Annotated in this window: 33 protein-coding genes; 23 read left to right on the forward strand and 10 right to left on the reverse strand. The window is 56.0% G+C overall.

Annotation, left to right across the window (positions count from 1 at the left end; all coding sequences use genetic code 11):
* A partial coding sequence (locus BGIM_RS0109950; RefSeq protein WP_020474142.1) for a transposase occupies window positions 1–331 on the forward strand: 331 nt, incomplete at its 5' end.
* 326 nt (window positions 332–657) lie between these two features.
* The gene (locus BGIM_RS0109955; RefSeq protein WP_020469637.1) at window positions 658–1,512 is read left to right on the forward strand and encodes a hypothetical protein; all 855 of its coding nucleotides are present in this window, start codon (window positions 658–660) and stop codon (window positions 1,510–1,512) included.
* A 617-nt stretch (window positions 1,513–2,129) separates the two neighbouring features.
* Here the strand turns inward: BGIM_RS0109955 and BGIM_RS0109960 are convergent.
* Entirely contained in the window at window positions 2,130–2,840 is a 711-nt protein-coding gene (locus tag BGIM_RS0109960; RefSeq protein ID WP_020469638.1) for a response regulator, read from the reverse strand.
* 217 nt (window positions 2,841–3,057) lie between these two features.
* Between BGIM_RS0109960 and BGIM_RS0109965 the strand changes: the two genes are divergently transcribed.
* A complete protein-coding gene (locus BGIM_RS0109965) occupies window positions 3,058–3,327 on the forward strand; it encodes a hypothetical protein (RefSeq protein ID WP_020469639.1) in 270 nt (89 codons plus the stop codon).
* A 21-nt stretch (window positions 3,328–3,348) separates the two neighbouring features.
* On the opposite strand, the gene BGIM_RS0109970 is transcribed toward BGIM_RS0109965, so the two are convergent.
* Both BGIM_RS0109970 and BGIM_RS0109975 read right to left on the reverse strand, forming a co-directional pair.
* On the reverse strand, window positions 3,349–3,588 hold the full coding sequence (locus tag BGIM_RS0109970; protein ID WP_020469640.1) for a hypothetical protein: 240 nt from the start codon (window positions 3,586–3,588) through the stop codon (window positions 3,349–3,351).
* 122 nt (window positions 3,589–3,710) lie between these two features.
* The gene (locus BGIM_RS0109975; protein WP_238537570.1) at window positions 3,711–3,896 is read right to left on the reverse strand and encodes a hypothetical protein; all 186 of its coding nucleotides are present in this window, start codon (window positions 3,894–3,896) and stop codon (window positions 3,711–3,713) included.
* A 356-nt stretch (window positions 3,897–4,252) separates the two neighbouring features.
* On the opposite strand from BGIM_RS0109975, the gene BGIM_RS49635 reads away from it, so the two are divergent.
* Window positions 4,253–4,618 carry a response regulator gene (locus BGIM_RS49635; RefSeq protein WP_020469642.1) on the forward strand — a complete coding sequence of 122 codons (366 nt, stop codon included), beginning with the start codon at window positions 4,253–4,255 and terminating at the stop codon, window positions 4,616–4,618.
* A 1-nt stretch (window position 4,619) separates the two neighbouring features.
* Here BGIM_RS49635 and BGIM_RS0109985 read toward each other — a convergent pair whose 3' ends face one another.
* A complete protein-coding gene (locus BGIM_RS0109985; protein WP_029629907.1) occupies window positions 4,620–4,856 on the reverse strand; it encodes a hypothetical protein in 237 nt (78 codons plus the stop codon).
* Between the two features lie 162 nt (window positions 4,857–5,018).
* Between BGIM_RS0109985 and BGIM_RS67790 the strand changes: the two genes are divergently transcribed.
* From BGIM_RS67790 to BGIM_RS0110030, 9 genes are all read left to right on the forward strand, one after another.
* Window positions 5,019–5,141, forward strand: coding sequence for a hypothetical protein (locus BGIM_RS67790; protein WP_020469644.1), 123 nt, complete (start codon window positions 5,019–5,021; stop codon window positions 5,139–5,141).
* Between the two features lie 52 nt (window positions 5,142–5,193).
* Window positions 5,194–5,625, forward strand: coding sequence for a hypothetical protein (locus BGIM_RS0109995; protein WP_020469645.1), 432 nt, complete (start codon window positions 5,194–5,196; stop codon window positions 5,623–5,625).
* Between the two features lie 155 nt (window positions 5,626–5,780).
* Window positions 5,781–5,993, forward strand: coding sequence for a hypothetical protein (locus tag BGIM_RS0110000; protein ID WP_020469646.1), 213 nt, complete (start codon window positions 5,781–5,783; stop codon window positions 5,991–5,993).
* A 62-nt stretch (window positions 5,994–6,055) separates the two neighbouring features.
* Entirely contained in the window at window positions 6,056–6,634 is a 579-nt protein-coding gene (locus BGIM_RS0110005) for a hypothetical protein (RefSeq protein ID WP_020469647.1), read from the forward strand.
* Between the two features lie 15 nt (window positions 6,635–6,649).
* Window positions 6,650–6,928, forward strand: a complete 279-nt coding sequence (locus BGIM_RS0110010) for a hypothetical protein (RefSeq protein WP_020469648.1) — start codon at window positions 6,650–6,652, stop codon at window positions 6,926–6,928.
* The gene (locus tag BGIM_RS0110015; RefSeq protein ID WP_020469649.1) at window positions 6,925–7,191 is read left to right on the forward strand and encodes a hypothetical protein; all 267 of its coding nucleotides are present in this window, start codon (window positions 6,925–6,927) and stop codon (window positions 7,189–7,191) included. Before BGIM_RS0110010 ends, BGIM_RS0110015 begins: the two co-directional genes overlap by 4 nt.
* Window positions 7,188–7,403, forward strand: coding sequence for a hypothetical protein (locus BGIM_RS0110020; RefSeq protein ID WP_020469650.1), 216 nt, complete (start codon window positions 7,188–7,190; stop codon window positions 7,401–7,403). The genes BGIM_RS0110015 and BGIM_RS0110020 overlap by 4 nt, the downstream gene beginning before the upstream one ends.
* Complete coding sequence (locus BGIM_RS0110025) at window positions 7,400–8,233, forward strand: hypothetical protein (protein WP_020469651.1); 834 nt, start codon at window positions 7,400–7,402, stop codon at window positions 8,231–8,233. The genes BGIM_RS0110020 and BGIM_RS0110025 overlap by 4 nt, the downstream gene beginning before the upstream one ends.
* Entirely contained in the window at window positions 8,230–8,466 is a 237-nt protein-coding gene (locus tag BGIM_RS0110030; protein WP_020469652.1) for a hypothetical protein, read from the forward strand. The genes BGIM_RS0110025 and BGIM_RS0110030 overlap by 4 nt, the downstream gene beginning before the upstream one ends.
* A gap of 338 nt (window positions 8,467–8,804) precedes the next feature.
* On the opposite strand, the gene BGIM_RS0110040 is transcribed toward BGIM_RS0110030, so the two are convergent.
* Complete coding sequence (locus BGIM_RS0110040; protein ID WP_157368740.1) at window positions 8,805–9,896, reverse strand: hypothetical protein; 1,092 nt, start codon at window positions 9,894–9,896, stop codon at window positions 8,805–8,807.
* A gap of 382 nt (window positions 9,897–10,278) precedes the next feature.
* On the opposite strand from BGIM_RS0110040, the gene BGIM_RS0110050 reads away from it, so the two are divergent.
* On the forward strand, window positions 10,279–10,662 hold the full coding sequence (locus BGIM_RS0110050) for a hypothetical protein (RefSeq protein ID WP_020469654.1): 384 nt from the start codon (window positions 10,279–10,281) through the stop codon (window positions 10,660–10,662).
* Window positions 10,663–10,727: 65 nt separating this feature from the next.
* Here the strand turns inward: BGIM_RS0110050 and BGIM_RS0110055 are convergent, their stop codons facing one another.
* The 5 genes from BGIM_RS0110055 to BGIM_RS0110075 form a co-directional block, all read right to left on the reverse strand.
* Window positions 10,728–11,669, reverse strand: a complete 942-nt coding sequence (locus BGIM_RS0110055; protein ID WP_029629910.1) for an aldo/keto reductase — start codon at window positions 11,667–11,669, stop codon at window positions 10,728–10,730.
* Between the two features lie 81 nt (window positions 11,670–11,750).
* Complete coding sequence (locus BGIM_RS0110060) at window positions 11,751–12,170, reverse strand: cupin domain-containing protein (protein ID WP_020469656.1); 420 nt, start codon at window positions 12,168–12,170, stop codon at window positions 11,751–11,753.
* A 23-nt stretch (window positions 12,171–12,193) separates the two neighbouring features.
* Window positions 12,194–13,117 (reverse strand): NADP-dependent oxidoreductase, encoded by a 924-nt coding sequence (locus BGIM_RS0110065; protein WP_202947236.1) that lies wholly within the window; start codon window positions 13,115–13,117, stop codon window positions 12,194–12,196.
* Window positions 13,118–13,165: 48 nt separating this feature from the next.
* Entirely contained in the window at window positions 13,166–13,345 is a 180-nt protein-coding gene (locus tag BGIM_RS62715) for a hypothetical protein (protein WP_020469659.1), read from the reverse strand.
* A 63-nt stretch (window positions 13,346–13,408) separates the two neighbouring features.
* Window positions 13,409–13,669, reverse strand: coding sequence for a hypothetical protein (locus tag BGIM_RS0110075; protein ID WP_020469660.1), 261 nt, complete (start codon window positions 13,667–13,669; stop codon window positions 13,409–13,411).
* 372 nt (window positions 13,670–14,041) lie between these two features.
* Between BGIM_RS0110075 and BGIM_RS0110080 the strand changes: the two genes are divergently transcribed.
* From BGIM_RS0110080 to BGIM_RS0110120, 9 genes are all read left to right on the forward strand, one after another.
* Window positions 14,042–14,251 (forward strand): hypothetical protein, encoded by a 210-nt coding sequence (locus BGIM_RS0110080; RefSeq protein WP_020469661.1) that lies wholly within the window; start codon window positions 14,042–14,044, stop codon window positions 14,249–14,251.
* A 493-nt stretch (window positions 14,252–14,744) separates the two neighbouring features.
* On the forward strand, window positions 14,745–16,052 hold the full coding sequence (locus BGIM_RS0110085; protein WP_020469662.1) for a DNA cytosine methyltransferase: 1,308 nt from the start codon (window positions 14,745–14,747) through the stop codon (window positions 16,050–16,052).
* A gap of 61 nt (window positions 16,053–16,113) precedes the next feature.
* The gene (locus BGIM_RS0110090) at window positions 16,114–16,338 is read left to right on the forward strand and encodes a hypothetical protein (RefSeq protein ID WP_020469663.1); all 225 of its coding nucleotides are present in this window, start codon (window positions 16,114–16,116) and stop codon (window positions 16,336–16,338) included.
* 87 nt (window positions 16,339–16,425) lie between these two features.
* Complete coding sequence (locus BGIM_RS0110095; RefSeq protein WP_020469664.1) at window positions 16,426–16,701, forward strand: hypothetical protein; 276 nt, start codon at window positions 16,426–16,428, stop codon at window positions 16,699–16,701.
* Entirely contained in the window at window positions 16,698–16,868 is a 171-nt protein-coding gene (locus tag BGIM_RS65540) for a hypothetical protein (RefSeq protein WP_020469665.1), read from the forward strand. Before BGIM_RS0110095 ends, BGIM_RS65540 begins: the two co-directional genes overlap by 4 nt.
* Window positions 16,865–17,128, forward strand: a complete 264-nt coding sequence (locus tag BGIM_RS0110105; protein WP_020469666.1) for a hypothetical protein — start codon at window positions 16,865–16,867, stop codon at window positions 17,126–17,128. The genes BGIM_RS65540 and BGIM_RS0110105 overlap by 4 nt, the downstream gene beginning before the upstream one ends.
* On the forward strand, window positions 17,125–17,319 hold the full coding sequence (locus tag BGIM_RS0110110; protein WP_020469667.1) for a hypothetical protein: 195 nt from the start codon (window positions 17,125–17,127) through the stop codon (window positions 17,317–17,319). Before BGIM_RS0110105 ends, BGIM_RS0110110 begins: the two co-directional genes overlap by 4 nt.
* Window positions 17,316–17,612: a hypothetical protein gene (locus BGIM_RS0110115; RefSeq protein ID WP_020469668.1), complete on the forward strand. Its 297-nt coding sequence runs from the start codon at window positions 17,316–17,318 to the stop codon at window positions 17,610–17,612. The genes BGIM_RS0110110 and BGIM_RS0110115 overlap by 4 nt, the downstream gene beginning before the upstream one ends.
* Complete coding sequence (locus BGIM_RS0110120) at window positions 17,609–17,836, forward strand: hypothetical protein (protein WP_020469669.1); 228 nt, start codon at window positions 17,609–17,611, stop codon at window positions 17,834–17,836. The genes BGIM_RS0110115 and BGIM_RS0110120 overlap by 4 nt, the downstream gene beginning before the upstream one ends.
* Window positions 17,837–18,125: the final 289 nt, after the last annotated feature.

Here is an 18,125-nt window from a genome sequence, read left to right on the forward strand (position 1 = left end):
GTTCGAGCAAACGTGGGGCGGCAAATATCCGACCATCGGAAGGCAATGGCGGCTGCACTGGAACGACATCATCGCCATGTTCGAGTTCCCTCCCGCGATCCGCAAGGCGATTTACACGACGAATGCGATTGAGTCGGTGAACAGCGTGATCCGGAAGTTCACGCGGAACCGGAAGCAGTACCCGAACGCGGAGTCGGCGCTGAAACTGGTTTACCTGGCGATCCATGAGGCATCGAAGAAGTGGACGATGCCCATCGTTGGCTGGAAGGCAGCCTTGAACCACTTCGCCGTGATGTTTGAAGGCCGGATGCCCAAGGCCACCGGCCAGTGACTGCAACTACCGTTCCCTACAACCCTGACACAAAAGAAATTACAGGCCCGATCCGTTTTGAGCCATGACTTTTCCCGGCCCCTTCTCTTCACTTTCCGGCCAGAAGATCATCCTCTGCCGGGGCTGCCTGAGACACCCCAGTCGTCGGTTCTACGGTCAGTTTTCACTTCTCATGAGCGTGCCTTCCTGCGGGCACTGAATCTCACTTCTGTTAACCGGTGATTTTCACTTTCTGATCGCCATCCAACAACCTATTCTTTGATACGACATCTGAATTTTTTTCAGGCTCAGCAAAAATTTTTCTCTCTTGTGCAGGTCAAGCCCTCATGCCAGAAGCCCTCAACGAAGCGGATCGAGTCGGTCCATTGGGAGAATTTGCCTCTCCGGAACTGGAGGCGGCTTACCGCGCCAGGCTTGCACCCGACGCCCGTCGGCTGACCCTTTTAATGATCGGTTCCTCGACCGCCGCGGTGCTGGCGATGGGATATCAGGATTACACCCTCTTCCCCGATGGTCCGCAATTGCGGTGGCTGTGGACCGCCCGTGTCGCTTACGCCCTCCTCTCGGTGGCGGCCTTTGTCGTCATCCGGTCGGAACGGGCGGCTTATGACCAGATCTTGGGCTGGTGGCTTCTGACGGGGATCGCGTTGTATGTGTGCGCCGGGGCGGTCTGGCCGGCGGGGAGCATCGAACTCCGAATCGCCGCCGCTCTTTCGGTCCTCATGTGCTACTGCATTCTTCCGCTTCCGTTCCGCTTTCAGGTCGTGGCGGCCGTCCTCCATACCGGAGCGTGGTTCGCCGTGGCTTTGTGGCTGAATCCCCCGTCCGACCACGGCTCCGTCTTGGGGGACATGTGCTGGCTGTTCATCGTGAACGCCCTGGGCGTTGTCTTGTCGCGCAACGGTCACATTCGTCAGCGGATTCTTTTTGTCACCCTGATCCGGCAGTCCGAACTGTCCGCGAAACTGGGCAAGGCGCTGGCCGAGGTCCGCACCCTGCGCGGGTTGATCCAGGTGTGTGCCTGGTGCCACAAGGTTCATGCGGACAATGATCGGTGGCAGCAATTGGAGTCGTATGTCAGGGACCACAGTCATGCCGAGTTCACGCACGGAATCTGTCCGCCATGCCTGGCCGCCGCCACCGGTGACGCGGATAATCTGGCCGAAATGAATGGCGCCTAGGTCGGCTGAGTAACTTTTATTTGGTCAGAGTGATCGTGCGGGTTGAGCTGATGCAAACTTATTTAAGCGGTTGTAGGCCGGTCCTTCGGCCCAAGTCCGAAAACTTCCTGTGTTCCGCAATTATTGTTAATTCGTAAGGGCAGTCGATTCGGCCGGCAATACTTTCACGACTCGGGTGGCGTGCATCCGACGGGCCAGTTCTAGAAGCATCTGTTGTACTGGGCGGGCCGCTGGAACGGTTTTACGAGAGGTTTGGCGGGGCTTGGATTTCGTGATCATGATGAACTTCCTGTGGCTTGTGGGTGGGAATCCTTTCGACAACCAGGACAAAGCAATAGTGATGCCGAAACATTTCGCGTTAAAGAGGGCAAGATTACGAGGCATGGGAAAGACCCCTCCCCGCCCGTCTTGCCCCGGATGCGCACTCCTGTTCCCCATGATTGGAAGTGTTACACGCCTTACAAAACGACACGTTTCATCGTCGGTCTTCCAAAGACAGTTGAACCGACCAGAGACGCGAAGACTGCAAGTGGGACGCGACAATGGGTCTGACTTCCGATGGCGCGTTTCGTGCTTCAACCGGAAGGTAAAGCGTCCCGCCTTCCCGCCCGTTGCGATTACCGGACATCGGCCGCATTCTCCCCGGTGATCTTGTCGGTCAGCCAGCCCCGCTCATTGGCATATCTGACGAGATCCACCCGGCTGCGCATTCGCAATTTTTCCATTGCCCGCGTCTTGTACGTTTCAATCGTCTTCACGCTTAACTTCATCCGGGCGGCGATTTCCTTGTTGCTGTAACCGATGGCAACCATCCGCAACACCTGACCCTCCCGCTCACTTAACATCGCATCAGGAGGCGTGGACGGCGCCACCAAGCCGTCGGCCATCACCGGGTCCAGGTACGACCCGCCGCCAGCCACGGACCTGATCGCATGGAGCAGTTGGTCGGCCGTCGCCCGCTTCAGCACATATCCGACGACCCCGGCGGCCAGGAGGAGTCTCACCGATCCCGTCTCCTCGCATGCCGTCAGGACGACGACTTTTTGGTCCGGCCGGGCCGCCCGGATTTGAGCCGCCACGTCCGGCCCGCTCAGGCCCGGCAGGGACACTTCCAAGATCACCACGTCCGGGTCGGCTTCATTCGCCAGCCGCACGGCCTCCGGCCCGTCGACAGCCTCCGCGACGACCCGCATGTCAGGCTGGGCGTTGAGCAAGGCTTTCACCCCCTCCCGGACGACGGCATGACCGTCGGCAACGAGAACGGTAATTTTGCCGTGATGCAAGGGCATGGGGGCGGGGGTTCCCCCAAGGGGGAGCGGCGTGGTCATGATCGCGCTGGCATTCCATGTAAACGGAGGCTAGTCGCGAGGGACCGGGGGTGCCTGTAACGGGTAGCGTTAGACTATTATACTCGTGAGGTGTTGGAACCCTGTCATGAATTCATCCGCGACGACAGGATTATCCGCAATCCTCCGGTTGAAATCTACACGATCTTTCGCAAGGCTTCTTCGAGGTTAAGATACATGATGGAGAAAGGAGCGGACGATGAACGAAAATCAATTGATCGTGACGGGTCATCGATTGCTGGAGGAGGCGATGGAGTTACGCAGGGTGTATCCCGACAGAGTGGCGATGCGAGAAGTGAACATCAGCGCTATTCCATCGGAGTCATGCAACGGCAATTCGGTCGCATTCCTGTCCGGATTAAGATGTCTCTGGGACGAGATGGTTCTCGTGCGTGATGGAGAGGCTGATTCCCTGATGGTTCTGGACGACGAGATCGCTTGCATGGAGAGTCTTCTGCCCTCCCCTTGAAGTCGCCATTCGCACTTCGTTTTAAGAATTGAAGATCGGGATGGCGTTCTCGACCGCCGCCTCCACTTCCTCCACGTCCGGTAATGAGTCTCCCTCTCGTTGAATTACCCGAGTTCCGTCCACAAACACCGAGAACTCCCCTGACTCGCCGTCTTCAACGTCGGCTTCGACATCCAGATCTCTTTCCAAAAACGAGACAACCAAGTCCGTATGACTGCGGATCGTCGGGCAGACCGGGCAGCGTTTGATGACTGTTTTCATGGTGTTCTCCACACGGGGCGACCTCTGAAAGGGTGCATCTGAGGCGCCATCGAATACAAAACAACTGTTTTAACGTGAGTGGGAGATGTGCTTTTCTGCTCGATCATTTTGATGAGATTGAATCATGCGACCGCGTGCGTTGCCCCCGAAACGGCTTTTTCAATTTCCTCAATATCGGGCAAAGAATTGCTATCGCGACGGAGAACCTCAATGCCGTTCACAAAAATCGCAAACTCGCCCGGATCACCGTTTTGCATGACGGCGTCAATGTGGAGATCCTCAAACAATTCCGCCAGGATTTCCTTCATGTGACTTTTGATGATGGGACAACTCGGACAACGTCTGATGACCGTGAGCATAAACTTCTCCATTCGCAAACGGGCATGATTGAAAGAAGCAACCCTTGGGCCAATGTTTGTGAATAGTTTGAAAGTATTGTTGCCAAGAGGAAGTGAATGCCGATTCAGAGAGAGATGGCGGCGGGAATCAGGCTTTTGCGCCAGACTTTGACAAAGCGGTTGCCCTCAGCAAAAAACACCCATTTTCGAATAACTGAAGTTGATCAAAATGAAGTATCTGCGAAAATTTATCTGAATGTCCGCTTGTCAAATAATCAATTGTTTCCAATGCCCCTCCGTCATTTCAAGTCAGATCGGAGTCTGCAATGACCTCCTTTCCAAACCGCCCGGCCATTCTTGTCGTCGATGACCTGAAAGACACAGCCGATTCGTTTGCCACCGTCCTGGACTTGCTCGGGTATGACACCAGGGTCGCCTACTCTCCTCGTGAGGTTGGCCGGCTCGTCGGGGAGGGGTTTCAACCGGATGCGGTCGTCCTCGACATTGATTTGGGAGTTCAGTCCGGCTTCGACGTGGCCAGGGAGTTGTGCGCTGCCTTGGGCCGCCGCCCCGTGCTCGTGGCGCTGACAGGTCATCAGGGGCTTGAGGCGAGGGCGAAGCGGGAGGGATTCGACCATCACTTTCTCAAGCCTGCCAACCCGAGTGACGTGGCTGGCGTGCTGCCCCATTGAATCACGCCCCGACCAAAAATTCCCGTTGAACCGCCTCCTCCACTTCTTGAATGGATGGCAGGTCGTCCGTGCTTCGTTGAAACAGCGAGGCGCCATTCACGTAGACACCGAATTCTCCCTTCATTCCCTGTTGGATCACCGCGTGTATTTGCAGGTTCCGGCCCAATGCCGTGGCCAAGTCAAGGGCATACCGGCACACCATCGGGCATTCCTGGGAGCTCATAATGACAGTTTCCATCACATTCTCCTGAGTGGAATCACAGGAGGACTGGCAGCATACGCCGGGCCGTTTGACGCAAATTCTTCCATTTATAAGGCTTGCGGAAACATTATCGGACGCGCAGATCGGCGCCAATGATGACGAAAAATGTTTTGGCCTGTTTGATGCTGAGGCGGGGTCATGGCAAAAGATTCATTTTTTCCGGCAAAAAACAGGGAAAATCAAAGTATGGTGATTGTGCCGGAAGGGGAGGTTCTGACGCGCAAGCCACTGGTTGAATCGCATTACCCGCAGACCGGGTGATGGACTCTTGTGATCCGCGCCCCGCACCACGACGACCATCGGGAGCCGACGCATGACCGCCATACAATCCGATCACTTCGAGGACCCCGCGGATGCGGCCGCAAGCGACCCTTCGTTCGACACTCCGATGCCGGGACAGATCGACGGATTGGGCGCCGCCCCTCCCTGGACAACGGAATCACTCAAACATGGGATGACCCCGTCTGGCGCCGGTGAGAGAGAAGACATTGCTCCTAATCTGCGGGCAAGGGGGGATGTCGAGTTGCTCCTGACCAAAAGCGAAGTGGAACGTCTGCTCCGTCAGGCCGTCTTGGCCGCCGAGTCTTCGCCCGGCTGGGGGCCGGGCCGGGAGTTCCTTCATGAGATCACAGACGACGAATATGTGTTCGATGGTTTCGAGAACTCATCCTTCACCATTGTTCATCAGGGGGCGGCCTATGACATCCGCTATTACGACGGGTTCTCGACCGAGTTCATTCAGTAAGCGATTCTCTCCGGCGATCATCGGACTCTCGCAACCGCCGACTCAATAATTCGTCATCAGGGGTGAAGAAACCGCTTGACCGTTCGCGCAACCCGCGCTAGTTTCGGTTTGTCGGGCAATGATGCCCGGCACCACATCGGACGGAGATCCATTCCATGTCAACCACCTATCGCTACCAAGAAGAGTTTTCAGCCGAACTAACCCAAGCCTGGCTTGCCGGGAAGCAGGAACACGTCCGGCTCACCATTCGTCAGTTGAAGAACAAGGCCCAAGCGGCGTACATCGCGGCGATGGTTGCCGTCAATCTTGCCAACGATCAGGCGTTCTTGGCTGATGAGTTCTGCGACTTCATGCACCCCAACTACTGATTCACGGTCCTGGGCAAGACTTGGAAACTGCCCGTCACATCTCAACACAGCAAGGAGGCTTTATGGCCAAAACCCAACTCAACAAAACCAGACGCGAACTCATCTTGGAACACATCGAAAAGGCCGTCATTCCAAACGCCATCGACCGGACGCACGAAAAAGCACTGTACGACGCGATCCTCTCCGGTGCGAATGTGGCAATTCGCTTGAAGTACCCGGAGGCTGACATGGCGATCCTTCGCAAATACCGTTGCACCCGATTCGACCGATGCCTCAAGTTCCAATTCCCGACGGGCCGGGTGGATGGTTTCAGTTTCCCGTATGCGGACGAAGAACGGCTTGCAGACATGCCGAACGGTGGGGGATGCTTCACGAGGGATGTATTCGTGGCCGACGAGGATTTTGAGACAGCGTTTAACGAACATGCCTTGGTCAAGAAAGCCAACGATGCAGCCGTCAGCCGGAAGAACGCCGACTACCACTCTCTCGTCCATACGGCAAAGACGGTTGAGGACATTCTGGCGGTCATGCCGCTTCCCGACGCACTGATCGAACGCCTCTGCGGGCAACGGCAGGCTCTGGTCGCCATCTCGCCCGAGGTGATCGAACGGATCAAAGCCGACTTCGCCACCGCCGCATAACGAAAGGCCTCGCCCATGACCAATACCATCGCCAGTGAGATTACGCGGTTGGAGGATGCAAAAATGATCTATGCCCGTGATTACGACACCATGATGGCCGTCATCCGTGCTCAAGCCAAGCAGCTCGCCGAAGCTCGGGAAGCGTTACAACCGTTTGCCGGATTTGCCGAGGACGTTGACCACTGGCGGCATGAAGACGATTCATTCTGCACGCATCGGATCAAGGCTTCTCATCTGCGGGAGGCACGTAATGCCCTCGCCGCCATTAACCCTATCCAGGAGCTACCCGCATGAAAATCACAACACTGATCGAACTGCTTGGTATGTTCCCCGGCTCGACCGAAGTTTATGTCCAAACTTGCGAAGGCGACCTGCTTTCACCCCTTGAACGCAAGAACCTTTGGCTGACGGAGGCATGGATCGACGAGCGGTCGAAAACACTTGAGGCACCCAAACTGGTCATCACCGCTTTCATCAATGGAAGAGAGCGGATCGAGCACAAGAATCAGCACTCTGGCGTGCTGGTCAAGCATGTGGATAAAGAGACGGCCGCATGACCGATCCCCAACAAACCGAAGTCGAGAACGCCCTTCTCCGCGGCGCACTTTTCCTGACCGCCAACGCCCTGAAAGAATACCACGACGCCCCTCACTTCGAGATTGACGATGACGGGGTGCCGAAGATGGAGGTGATCGTCTCCGAGATGACCCGAGGGAAAGCAGCCGAGGCGTTGTTGCGGGCGAACAAGCTGTTGAGAGGGGTGGCATGACCAAAACATCGAACAACTTTTCCGGCATCCCGTTGGCGTGGCAGGATATTGTCACCGCACCGAAGGACGGGACGACTATCTTTGTTTGGACCGGCAAAGACGAGTTTCCCAATCGCTACGAAGCGTCATGGCGAGAGCCGACGGATAGCGAATATTGGGTGAGCGGGAGCGACGAGCCAAATCCCGAAAACCAAACCTTTGGCCCAGAGGCAGGCTGGTTTTGCGACGAATTTACGACTTGGAAACTCGACGGAATCGCATTTCCCACCCACTGGATGCCTTTGCCTCTCCCCCCATCCGAGCAGCCCGACAGCGAAAGCGCAAGCGAACCCGCTTTTGAATCATTCATGAACGCCGTGCATGAATATGGCCCGACTGGTTTGGGCTATCGTAAGGCGTTGATGAAATACGATGAAGCCAAGAGTCGGGCCAGGCAGACCGACAGGGAGGGATTGGATGAAGAAAAACTGCTTGTCCGTCTCCGTAACGCTGCCTTTGACTGCTATCGGTCAGAAGATCGATGCGGCGAAGACGGGTTGGATTATGAAGCGGCAAGCCGTCAATTCCTTGAGATTATTCGTCCTTGTCTCCGCATCCCCGCATCATCAGTCATGGAGGTATTGGATAACGCAGTGGACGTAATGCGGCAGACTCAAGCAATTTTGGAGCATCTTCACCCGCTGGTTAAAGCGGCTGGTGTTCCTCCAATGGCTCGAAAGATCGGCATAATGTCCAGCATTGCCACGTCCGGCGCACATAAGGTTAAATTCATCCTGCCGCGTATTGAAGCAGCCATCGCAGCAATCGGGAAGCAGATGGAGAGTGCATGACCGACTTATTCCGCTATCCCCTCTCTGCTTCCGATTATCTTGACATCAGTGGTTTTGATGGGCGTGGCAGTGTGGCGGGACTTGTGAGTGATGACGGCAAAATAGTCATGAGCTACGAAGCCGGATTCTCCTTTGAGCAGGCCAAGCGTGTTGCCAGTTATTTGAATGGCAAAAGGCCGCCAGCAAGTCAAAACACGGTGGCAGCACTCAAATCGTTCAAAAAGATCCCATGACTCTCTCCCATGTCCAGCCGATTCATCTTTCAAGGAAGAAAACGTGACCCAGTGGAAAATCGAGATTACGTTCGCGGAAGGGCTTGCGAGCTCCGACTGCCCTTGCATCCGAAAATACACGCTCAATGCCACAACGTCGGTGGAGGTAATATCTGACAGGCGAATTCTCTCGGCCAACCTTGTCGAGGAACTTCGCACGACATTGGAGAGGGCGGGATGAGCGTCACCCGATTGATTCGTTGCTGCGGTTGCGGCGAGAAGGTGGAGGCAGGCTGCCCTCCTCGCCGCATGCGTCGAAGCGAAACGGAAGATGCAAGGCGCGCTTGATGCAGCCTGAGCTATTGTTGAGGCAGGTTGGGATCATGAGGCGGGTTGTTCGCTGACGCCTGAGTGGTCGCCAATGCTGCATTGTCTCTGGCAATTTGGTCGGCAAAGTACGAATCAAGCCACTCCTTAAATTGAATGACCTTTTCTTTGAAGTTAGTGATCGTTTCTTGATTTAATCCCAAGCCGACAGAAAACATTGATATAAACATAGTCACCAGCATGACCGTGCACAGCAATTCGGAACAATAAATTATCTGTTCAAATGTCGAGAAGGTTTTTACATCAGGAATTGGAGAGGTAGTGAGTACGCTAAAGCTGTAAAACAATGACCCCAAAAAGCCGCCTCCAAGACCTTCAAATGCGGAACTTTCCACTCTTTTGAAATTCCAATACATTGTTGCGAAATTGAAAATGCTGACTGTCAATAAAACAGCGAACACTGCCAAAAATCCATAAGCAACTGATGAATTTGCATGTCTATACATATAATCAAGCACAGTTGGAAAATATTTTTTTGACAACTCTGAATTTTGCAGTGATTTTTTGATTTCAATATCATTCTTCTTCTTTGCCTCTGCGTCTTTTTTTAATTGCTCGCTAAGCAACTGCTGGGTTTTTACTAATATTATCACTATAAACTTCATGGCACTCACCGGCGAGACCGCCCAGCGAATAGCAGATGCAATGATTAATAAATTAAGCAATATCGCAATTGATGTATGAATCACGACCAAAATAAGTTCTTGGCTGAAAAATACAAAGAAATCATTAAGCATTAGGATAAAAAAACAGATTCCTCCTGAAATCACTCCGCTCAGAGATCGTATCGCTTTCGAAATCCAAAGTATCGGCGAATAAAGAATCTTTAAGCCCCAAATCAAAGCCAGGCATGGAAAGCCCATAGTGTAGCAACCATACCAAAAAAAACGCTTTCCTCCCAGAACTCTGGCGGTTAACACCAAGGACCACGGAACGAAGGCCAACAACAGGTATGGCGAAATAAAATCTGGGGCTTCTAACTTTAAAATCGCAAGTATCGGGAAAGCCCACAGGAACAAAACCGGAATTCTCCAGCACGCCCATTTATCAATTATTGCTCTCACTTTTTGCTTCCTCGTACTCCCGAAAGAGCTATCGATTGCGAAAATCTACCGAGCGGCATTCTATTGACGACAACCTGTTCGATTTTGCAATTTTCGAGCGGACCCATTGGCTATCCGCGTCTCGCCAGAGACAGGCCCGCTCATTTTTTGCTCATTCATAAAAGGAGTGGCGCTGCTCCCGCCGCCCGCAAGCCAAACACCGCTTCCGCTAGGTTCGCACCGCTCGCCATTCGGAAGTTCTTCGCTGGAGATGTGTCGATCTACAATTCAGCCACAGAGATGCTGCCACTCCCCCACCAGCCAGGCGACCACCAAACAGATTCTACAATATCCAAAAGTGCCTGATTCGGGCGCTTCCGACGATCCATCAAGGAGTTTGGACATGAAGACAGTAATCTCGGCGGCTCTTTTATTCGGGCTGTGCAACCTCGCGGCGGCCGACGACAAGGTCGATCCGGCTGGGACATGGAAGTGCTCATACGCCATTGGCGAGATGAAGCGGGAGTCCACCCTGACCATCAAGAAGGACGGGGATAAGCTCGTCGGCACGATGGACTGGCCGGATCAGAAGGGGGCGAAACTCAAGGACGTGACGCTGAAAGACGGGGAGTTGTCGTTCACCGCCGAACGGGAGCTGAAAGATATGAAGCTCGCAGTCACGTACAAACTGAAGGTCGAGAAGGACTCGCTCAAGGGGAAGGGCGAGGTGGACGCCGGGGGCGAGAAGCGGGCGTTCGACATCGAGGGAAAGCGGGAGACGAAGTAATGTCGGGGTGACTGCCTGGCTAAGTCGGGCGTCGCTCTCTCGCCAGTCATAACTTTGGACCGGCCTCACTCGTCTCTCGGAATGAAGCCGGGAATGCCGGTCTTCACAACGCCATTAAACCGGACTCGCGTCTTGACGCCTTCGCTGATCTCCCGGACGGCGTCTTCGGGCAGGGCGGACACTTCAAAGTTCTCCTTGATCCGACCGGGGGTCTTCGAGGTGGTCAGAAGGGCCGTACCACGCTGGATCGCCCAGGCGAGCAACACTTGGGCCGGGGTCTTGCCGACTCGTTTGGCGATGGAGACGACAACAGGATCTTCTAGCAAATTGGGATTGCTGCTGTGCCCCAGCGCCGCGAACGCCTGAAACACGATGCCGTTCTTTTTGCAATAGTCCACAAGCTCCCATTCCGGGAGATACGGATGGGATTCGACGTGAACAACCGCAGGCTTGATCCTCGCCGCCTCAAATATCACTTTTACCTGATCCATATTGACGTCAGATATTCCAATTGCCCTGCACCTGCCCTCGTCCGCCAAACTCTCAAGCGCTCTCCACGTATCCAGCAGCGTCACCCCTTTGTCGTAAATCACGTTGCCGTTCGCATCCCTGGGGTCTTGCTCGTCACCAGGTTGGAAGGCAAAGGGGGTGTGGATGAGATAAAGATCGACGTAGCTGAGCTGGAGTTTCTTGAGACTGGCCTCGAACGCGGGTTTGACGCGCTCAGGACGATGATTGTTATTCCAGAGCTTCGTGGCGACAAACACATCCTCCCGTTTGATCTTCCCCGCCTGGAAGACCTCCCGCATCGCTTCGCCGACCTCTTTTTCATTTCGGTAACGTTCCGAAGCGTCGAGTTGACGAAACCCCGCCTCCAGCGCAGCCTTGGTCGCGGTTCTGGTTGCCACGGGGTCGGGAATCAATGTGCCAAAGCCGAGGGCGGGGATTGCTCCGGAGCCGTTGTTGAGGGTTAGCTTCGCATAACGAAGGTCGTCGGGCTCTGCCATCATTTCGCTCCTTGGATGTTTCTCAAACGGACTTCTGCCCGCGACGGCCGCAAGGAGAGAATCCTCATGTGTGCGGAATCGTTACTTTTTCTCGGGAACTGAAATCTGCTTGGCATCTTTCGGGTGCAAAATCGTCGCCAGCACCCTGGTCTTGACCTTCCCTGGATTCATGGCCACGCGGTGGACGCACCCGGACGGCTCGTAAAAGGTCTCTCCGGCCTTCAGTGTCTTCGCGGGTTCGTCGTTGATGGCATGTTCGTACTCGCCTTCCAGGACGTAGCCGAACACGGGGCCGGGGTGGCGGTGCGGCATGCTCTCCTGCCCCGGTTCCAAGGTCACCTCCACCACCGTCGCCTTCGACTCCTTGCCGTCGATCTTCTCGGCGATGTCCGTTATGGACACGATCTTCCGTTTCACCTCGTTCTTCGCTTCGTCGCAGAGCGCGAGGCTGCCGACGCCAATTCCGAATCCGGTCGCGAGTACCAAAAGCATGCGGGCCATGTCAACTCCTTGATGGGGTAACGTCAGTCGATCTGGAAAACAGCCTTCCCGTGCCGGGGCTTGTGCCCGTAAGCCGCCCGAGGGTCGCCGAGCGTGAAGCGGCCGTCAACGAAGGCGCGGAGCACATTGCGGTCAATCAGTCCCGCGACCTCGATCAATTGCCCGCGATCCGGCTCGACGATGAAGAACTCGGCGTTGCCGGGACGCTCCTCCCCGGCGGCAATGGTCACCAGCCTGCCTTCGGGCTTCAGCACGTCGCGAGACCTGACCAGCGTCTCGCCGCCGACCGTGTCAAAAACAACATCGGCCTTGAGGACCACAAGCTCGAACCTGCTCGCCCGGTAATCCACCACCTCGTCGGCGCCAAGGATGCGAACGAAGTCCAGGTTATGGGCGGATGCCGTCGCGGTCACGCGGGCGCCACGCCATCTGGCTATCTGAACGGCGAACAGGCCGACGCCGCCCGCGGCCCCGTGGATCAACACATGCTGGCCTGCCGAGAGGTTGCAACGCCCGATCAATCCCTGCCAGGCGGTGAGGGCGGAAATGGGAATGACTGCGGCGGTGGCGTGGTCAATCGTGACGGGTTTCGGCGCGATCCAAGCGGCGGGAGCGGTGCAAAACTCGGCCTGCGTCCCCTGGGAGTACCAGTCGTTCATTCCGTACACTTCGTCGCCGGGGGCAACGCCGCTGACATCCTCTCCAACGGAAATGATCTCGCCCGAGAACTCGTGGCCGGGAATCACCGGAAATGGCCGGGGCATGCCTTCGCGACCTTTTGTGGTCGGCGCCCAGAGTAACTCGGTTGGGGTGACGCCCGCTGCCCGGACCCTTATAAGGACTTCACCGCGACGTGGTTCGGGCCGGGAGATGTCCAATGTCCCGAGACCCGCTTCACCAAGAGCCACCGCCTTCATACCCGCCTCCGTTTTGCGTGCGGATGACATTGTAGGTTTGTTCCGTCCGCCTCGCCCGGTTCTGAGTGGTCGGATTCATTACTTTTTCAATGCGGGTCCGGTGTCTTCTCCGGGAGTTGGTCCTGTGCGTTGCCGCTCAATCCACTCATCGCTGGACAGGTTCTCAAACGGCGAACTGTCCGCATCCTCCAGATGCGTCGTCGATGTGACACGGGTGAGGGCCGTAGAGTAGTTGGGCTTCAACTTCCGGCCGGTCATCGTCGGGCTTCATGTTAACTTCCTTTGTTTTGGGCGAGGGAATGCCGGCAAACCGGATGCCGGTCAAAGCTCTGACACGGTCACGCTTCCAAATTCTCCGGCCAGCCAGGCGACCAGTAACCCGAGCAGCGTGCCTGTGCGGGCGTAGTCGCAGAAATACACGCCTAATGGATTAAGGGACAATGAGGCAGACGGCCATCCACTGCCGAATGGGCCGACGTTGAAACCCTCTTCAGTCTCTTGGAGTTCGGGCAGGCGGCGGATGAGAGGAAGGATGCGTGCGGGGTCGGGTGGATCTACCTGGAGGGTGTATTCGATTCCCATTGGCGACTCCTTGATTCTCCGGGTCGTTCTATTTCTATTGCTCGTGCAATTTAGTTGTTGCGGCAGCAAACGGCTTGCGCTACGGTCGCCTGACGCAAGGGCAATGAAGCCCGGCGAACAGACGGAGGAAGGCGATGGCTTTGAAGTGTGGTTGCACGCCAGACGCATCAGGTTTCGGATATTGCGGAGATTGCACTCGAAAGTTGCGAGAGCGAATCTGGCGAGAAATGAGTCCCGACAAAAAGAGGTACGACAGGCTCTTCGACCCTTCCGGCAGCAAAGAACTTGATGACTCAGTTTACGGTGAAAGCTGCTCGTGTCACATCCATCCTCCGTGCGGATATTGCGTCAACAAATCAGTGGAGGAAGCGGATGAAGAGCGAATCTTTGCAGCGAATTACTGACTTCAAACGGCAAATGTTGAGAGACTTTCTTGCTCAATGCACCGAACCCCAAGTCAGCCTGTTCAACCAGATGTACGTCTCCGTTGAGGTGATTCCAGAGTCGAAGATGGACTGGGCGATTCAGCAATGCGAGAGGACTGTCATCAAGAATCAGAAGAAGATGGCCGGAAGCGTATGACCCCCAACCAAATCGAAGATGATCTCATCCGCATCTACGGGGATAGGTTCCGAAGGCGATTTGCTCTTTACCTTGGAAGAAGTCCTGGGACAGTGACAAAGTGGTGGAAAGATAGGGATAAACCGCTTCCGGCAGTGGTGCATTGGCAGGTGAGACGACTGATTGGGGGGAAAGGGTGAGGGCGTTGCCTTCGGCCCGAGCCTCTACAGGGTTCGCTTCGCTACCGTCCCGTTGGGACCGGCTTCGCCGCCATTTCGAGTCTCTAACGCAAGAAGTAGGGGCTTTGCCCCTCCCGTCTCCAAGCCCCTCGCTATGCTCGCCTTCGGTTCCCGGCGGGTGTCCCCGGACTTCCTCCGCTGCACTCCGTGCAGGCCGGGTGATTCCCCTCCCGCCGGTCAGGGCTTTCCGACTCCCCCCCAATCTCGCCGATGGGCAAGAGGTATCCGGCGTTTCACGCTCGATACCTCGCTGATTAACCAAGGAAGGTTCGCCCATGTCAAAACCACTCATCTTCGGCAGCGTCTGCTCAGGGATCGAGGCCGCCAGCGTTGCTTGGCACCCGCTCGGATGGCAAGCCGCATTCTACTCGGAAATCGACCCGTTCCCCCGTGCCGTTCTCCAGCACCACTACCCTTCAACTCCGCTTCACGGCGACTTCACCACCATCAGAAAGGATGAATATGCAGCTATCGATCTTCTCGTCGGAGGAACTCCGTGCCAGGCCTTCTCGGTCGCCGGACTTCGCAAAGGTTTTGCTGACGAGCGAGGCAACCTCACCCTTGAGTTTGTTCGGCTGGCTCAAAGGCTTCGCCCCCGCTGGCTGGTTTGGGAAAATGTCCCCGGTGTCCTGTCCTCTTACTCCGATTCCATGCCGCCGGGTGATTTGGAGGCTGGACAAGAATGGGAAGCCACAGAAGAAAGTGCTTTCGGATGTTTCCTCGCCGGGTTGGCTGAATGCGGGTATGGGTTCGCCTACCGGGTTCTTGACGCTCAGCATTTCGGAGTGCCACAAAGACGCAGGCGTGTGTTCGTTGTCGGATATCTTGGAGACTGGCGACCTCCCGCAGCAGTACTTTTTGAGCGCGAAAGCTTGCTCGGGGATATTACGCCGCGCCGAGCAAAGGGGGAAAAACCTACCGTCTGCCCTACACTCCGCGCTGGAGGCAACCGCACGGGTGGAGATCGACCGCCCGGAACAGACGTTGACACTGCCGACAGCCTGATTGCCACGGCTCTGACAGCCCGTTACCAGAAAGGTGCGGACAGCGAATGCACCACGACCTTTGTTACCCACGCTCTACGGGGAGAAGGGTTCGATGCCAGCGAGGACGGAACGGGTCGAGGAACCCCGCTCGTGCCGGTGACACCATTCACGTTGGCAATTCGCGGTCGCGGAGACGATCACCAACTTGAGTATCGCCAAGACGGCATCGCCAACGCCATCTTGACACCGAACGGCGGCCGAGCGGGAATCGGCGCGGGGGCTGTGGCATTCGCCCAGAACACCCGCGACGAACTCCGGTACATCGGAGGTGACGGACAGATCGTGGGGGCCTTGGCTGCCGAAACGGGCATGAAGCAGCAGAGCTACATTCAGCAACTGATGTCAGTTCGCCGCCTCACACCGAGGGAATGCGAGCGACTCCAAGGATTTCCCGATGACTACACGCTGGTCCCGAATCGTGGGAAGCCTGCCGCCGATGGGCCGAGATACAAATCGCTGGGAAACAGCATGGCCGTCCCTTGCATGCGATTCATCGGGGAGCGGGTGCAGCAAGTAGAAAATCTGCTCGCAATCTGAGCCGGCGGGGCCGTCTTCACGGACGGTCCCCAAGCCACCTCATCCAAGGAAAGACCACCCCATGACCCCAGCCCAACACATCCATGTCCACGCCACGAAACACCTCGGCACACGCGGACGCATCAGAGTCACCGGCGTGAAGCGGGAGGCCAACCTCTACTCCGCAATCGTCGAACTGATCACCCCGCACGCCATTGAGACTTACCGGGCATGGTTCGGAGGCGGGGCCATCGGCATGATCTACACCCGGACGACGATCATTTCTGCCATGCCTTTGTTCGTGTAAAAATCGACATCGACCATTAAAAAACCGCTTGACCGAACGCGCAAATCGCGCTAGCGTCAGCATGCCAACAACGAAAGGACTCGCCCCATGAACGAACAACCCGACACCCACGCCGAAGCCGCACTGGAAACACTCGACACCTTCGACACCATTCTCGAAGACGCCCTCACCTTCATGCTCTCAAAGTTTATTGCCAACGGCATGACACCGAGCCTGCACGACATGGAACGACTGGAGGAAGTCATGGAGGAGTCGTTGCAGCAATTCGACCACCACATGGACGCGGCGAGTGAATCGCGGGGGTTCGAGAGCTTGCGGACACGGAAGAAGGTGGTGGAGATTTACGGGGAGATGGTGGCATGAGCAATCCATCCCCAAGCTGGGTAATCACCGAAAAAGCCACTGGCAAAGCACTTGCGGAAACCTTCCTCCGGCACGTCGCCGAGGCGGTCAATACGGAGAAGTATCAGGCGGTTCCGATTACGGAATACCTGCAAGGGCTGAATCGCAAGATCAAGGAGGCCGCATGACCCCGGAACAGGAAATTACTGGGCTACGAACCCTGCTCGATGCATGGCGTGCCGACAGCCAACGGTACGAGTCGGGATTGCGTGACGTTCGCAAGCTTGCCATGCAGCATTATGATGCATCGGACTTTGAAAGCGACAACTGGCTTGAGCTAATCGCAAAGATCAACGCCGTACTCGCCCATGACAACCAGTGCGGCGTTTGCGGTGACCACCACGAAGGGGATGTGCCGTTCACTTGTGCGAATGGAGATGGAGAATGACTGACGCCGAATGCCGCGAAATGCTTTGGCGGGTCAGTCAATCCGGCAATCCCAACAAGGCATGGATTTGCGATGACACGGGAGCAAGATTGTCGGCCCTGATGACGCTCAAGGCGGCAAGGGAAATTGCTTGCAACCATAACCAGACCGTCAAGTTTTTGATGAACCACATTGAGAAAGGCAGCCAATGACCAACGACAGACAGGTTAAAGCTGCGGCAGAAGCGCTTTGGAATAAGCACAAAGCCGACATGGGGGAAGCATGGTATGCCCCTTCCGAAACGTGGCACGGAGTTCCCGAGTCATCCCGTCAGGATTTCTACGAAGATGCCAAAACTGCCATCGCCGCCAGCGATGCCCAGTTCGTGCCCATGCTGGCGAGTGCGATTAAAGAGAGCATGACCCACCAAAGCGGCATGAGTGCTTATGCGTTTAGTTCGCTGAAATGGGCGTTAGACCAACTGCCGGAGGAGTACCGCTCATGACCAAACTCCAGCACATCGGCCAGTATGTCATCAACCCGGCGAACATCGCGTTCATGGCGGAAAAACGCAGCTACGATGGAAATCTTGGCACAAGGATTCACTTCAACGCTTACGCGGCATGTGCCAACGAGCAGGACAGCCACTTTGAGGCCTTGCATCTGGACATCCCCGACATCCAGCCGCTTACCCTCATGGAGATCATCAATAACGAGCCGGTGTTTTGACGTGACCAAACCCCGCCGCTGCCACAACTGCTTGGAACCGGGAGCGTCATGCCGCTGGCCCCGTCTGCTCTAGGGATACATCTGGCTTTGTACGCAGTGCTGGTTCGCATTCCGTGACGGCGATTGGGGCTTCATCCATCGGCGAAGGGCAGTCTGGGAGGACAAGGCAGAGCGGATGCGGCCAGTCACAAGCCATCCGACTGACTAAAACCCTGGAAAATGCGGCGTGCGCTCCGCTTCGTCTTTGCCCCCAGATTGACCCGATGCTCCCATTGTGTCCAACTGCCCG

The sequence above is a fragment of the Zavarzinella formosa DSM 19928 genome, from assembly GCF_000255705.1.
Taxonomy (GTDB): Bacteria; Planctomycetota; Planctomycetia; order Gemmatales; family Gemmataceae; genus Zavarzinella; species Zavarzinella formosa.

Coding starts and splice junctions, on each gene's coding strand:
- BGIM_RS62715 (WP_020469659.1), bottom strand. CDS start 13,345: ATGACCGGCCGGAAGTTGAAGCCCAACTACTCTACGGCCCTCACCCGT.
- BGIM_RS0110055 (WP_029629910.1), bottom strand. CDS start 11,669: ATGGCAGAGCCCGACGACCTTCGTTATGCGAAGCTAACCCTCAACAAC.
- BGIM_RS67790 (WP_020469644.1), top strand. CDS start 5,019: ATGGCAAAAGATTCATTTTTTCCGGCAAAAAACAGGGAAAATCAAAGT.
- BGIM_RS49635 (WP_020469642.1), top strand. CDS start 4,253: ATGACCTCCTTTCCAAACCGCCCGGCCATTCTTGTCGTCGATGACCTG.
- BGIM_RS0109985 (WP_029629907.1), bottom strand. CDS start 4,856: ATGGAAACTGTCATTATGAGCTCCCAGGAATGCCCGATGGTGTGCCGG.
- BGIM_RS0110085 (WP_020469662.1), top strand. CDS start 14,745: ATGTCAAAACCACTCATCTTCGGCAGCGTCTGCTCAGGGATCGAGGCC.
- BGIM_RS0109955 (WP_020469637.1), top strand. CDS start 658: ATGCCAGAAGCCCTCAACGAAGCGGATCGAGTCGGTCCATTGGGAGAA.
- BGIM_RS0110090 (WP_020469663.1), top strand. CDS start 16,114: ATGACCCCAGCCCAACACATCCATGTCCACGCCACGAAACACCTCGGC.
- BGIM_RS0110050 (WP_020469654.1), top strand. CDS start 10,279: ATGAAGACAGTAATCTCGGCGGCTCTTTTATTCGGGCTGTGCAACCTC.
- BGIM_RS0109995 (WP_020469645.1), top strand. CDS start 5,194: ATGACCGCCATACAATCCGATCACTTCGAGGACCCCGCGGATGCGGCC.
- BGIM_RS0110005 (WP_020469647.1), top strand. CDS start 6,056: ATGGCCAAAACCCAACTCAACAAAACCAGACGCGAACTCATCTTGGAA.
- BGIM_RS0110105 (WP_020469666.1), top strand. CDS start 16,865: ATGACCCCGGAACAGGAAATTACTGGGCTACGAACCCTGCTCGATGCA.
- BGIM_RS0110010 (WP_020469648.1), top strand. CDS start 6,650: ATGACCAATACCATCGCCAGTGAGATTACGCGGTTGGAGGATGCAAAA.
- BGIM_RS0109970 (WP_020469640.1), bottom strand. CDS start 3,588: ATGAAAACAGTCATCAAACGCTGCCCGGTCTGCCCGACGATCCGCAGT.
- BGIM_RS0109960 (WP_020469638.1), bottom strand. CDS start 2,840: ATGACCACGCCGCTCCCCCTTGGGGGAACCCCCGCCCCCATGCCCTTG.
- BGIM_RS65540 (WP_020469665.1), top strand. CDS start 16,698: ATGAGCAATCCATCCCCAAGCTGGGTAATCACCGAAAAAGCCACTGGC.
- BGIM_RS0109965 (WP_020469639.1), top strand. CDS start 3,058: ATGAACGAAAATCAATTGATCGTGACGGGTCATCGATTGCTGGAGGAG.
- BGIM_RS0110115 (WP_020469668.1), top strand. CDS start 17,316: ATGACCAACGACAGACAGGTTAAAGCTGCGGCAGAAGCGCTTTGGAAT.
- BGIM_RS0110065 (WP_202947236.1), bottom strand. CDS start 13,117: ATGTCATCCGCACGCAAAACGGAGGCGGGTATGAAGGCGGTGGCTCTT.
- BGIM_RS0110110 (WP_020469667.1), top strand. CDS start 17,125: ATGACTGACGCCGAATGCCGCGAAATGCTTTGGCGGGTCAGTCAATCC.
- BGIM_RS0110000 (WP_020469646.1), top strand. CDS start 5,781: ATGTCAACCACCTATCGCTACCAAGAAGAGTTTTCAGCCGAACTAACC.
- BGIM_RS0110020 (WP_020469650.1), top strand. CDS start 7,188: ATGACCGATCCCCAACAAACCGAAGTCGAGAACGCCCTTCTCCGCGGC.
- BGIM_RS0110030 (WP_020469652.1), top strand. CDS start 8,230: ATGACCGACTTATTCCGCTATCCCCTCTCTGCTTCCGATTATCTTGAC.
- BGIM_RS0110080 (WP_020469661.1), top strand. CDS start 14,042: ATGAAGAGCGAATCTTTGCAGCGAATTACTGACTTCAAACGGCAAATG.
- BGIM_RS0110095 (WP_020469664.1), top strand. CDS start 16,426: ATGAACGAACAACCCGACACCCACGCCGAAGCCGCACTGGAAACACTC.
- BGIM_RS0110015 (WP_020469649.1), top strand. CDS start 6,925: ATGAAAATCACAACACTGATCGAACTGCTTGGTATGTTCCCCGGCTCG.
- BGIM_RS0110120 (WP_020469669.1), top strand. CDS start 17,609: ATGACCAAACTCCAGCACATCGGCCAGTATGTCATCAACCCGGCGAAC.
- BGIM_RS0110075 (WP_020469660.1), bottom strand. CDS start 13,669: ATGGGAATCGAATACACCCTCCAGGTAGATCCACCCGACCCCGCACGC.
- BGIM_RS0109975 (WP_238537570.1), bottom strand. CDS start 3,896: ATGAAGGAAATCCTGGCGGAATTGTTTGAGGATCTCCACATTGACGCC.
- BGIM_RS0110025 (WP_020469651.1), top strand. CDS start 7,400: ATGACCAAAACATCGAACAACTTTTCCGGCATCCCGTTGGCGTGGCAG.
- BGIM_RS0110060 (WP_020469656.1), bottom strand. CDS start 12,170: ATGGCCCGCATGCTTTTGGTACTCGCGACCGGATTCGGAATTGGCGTC.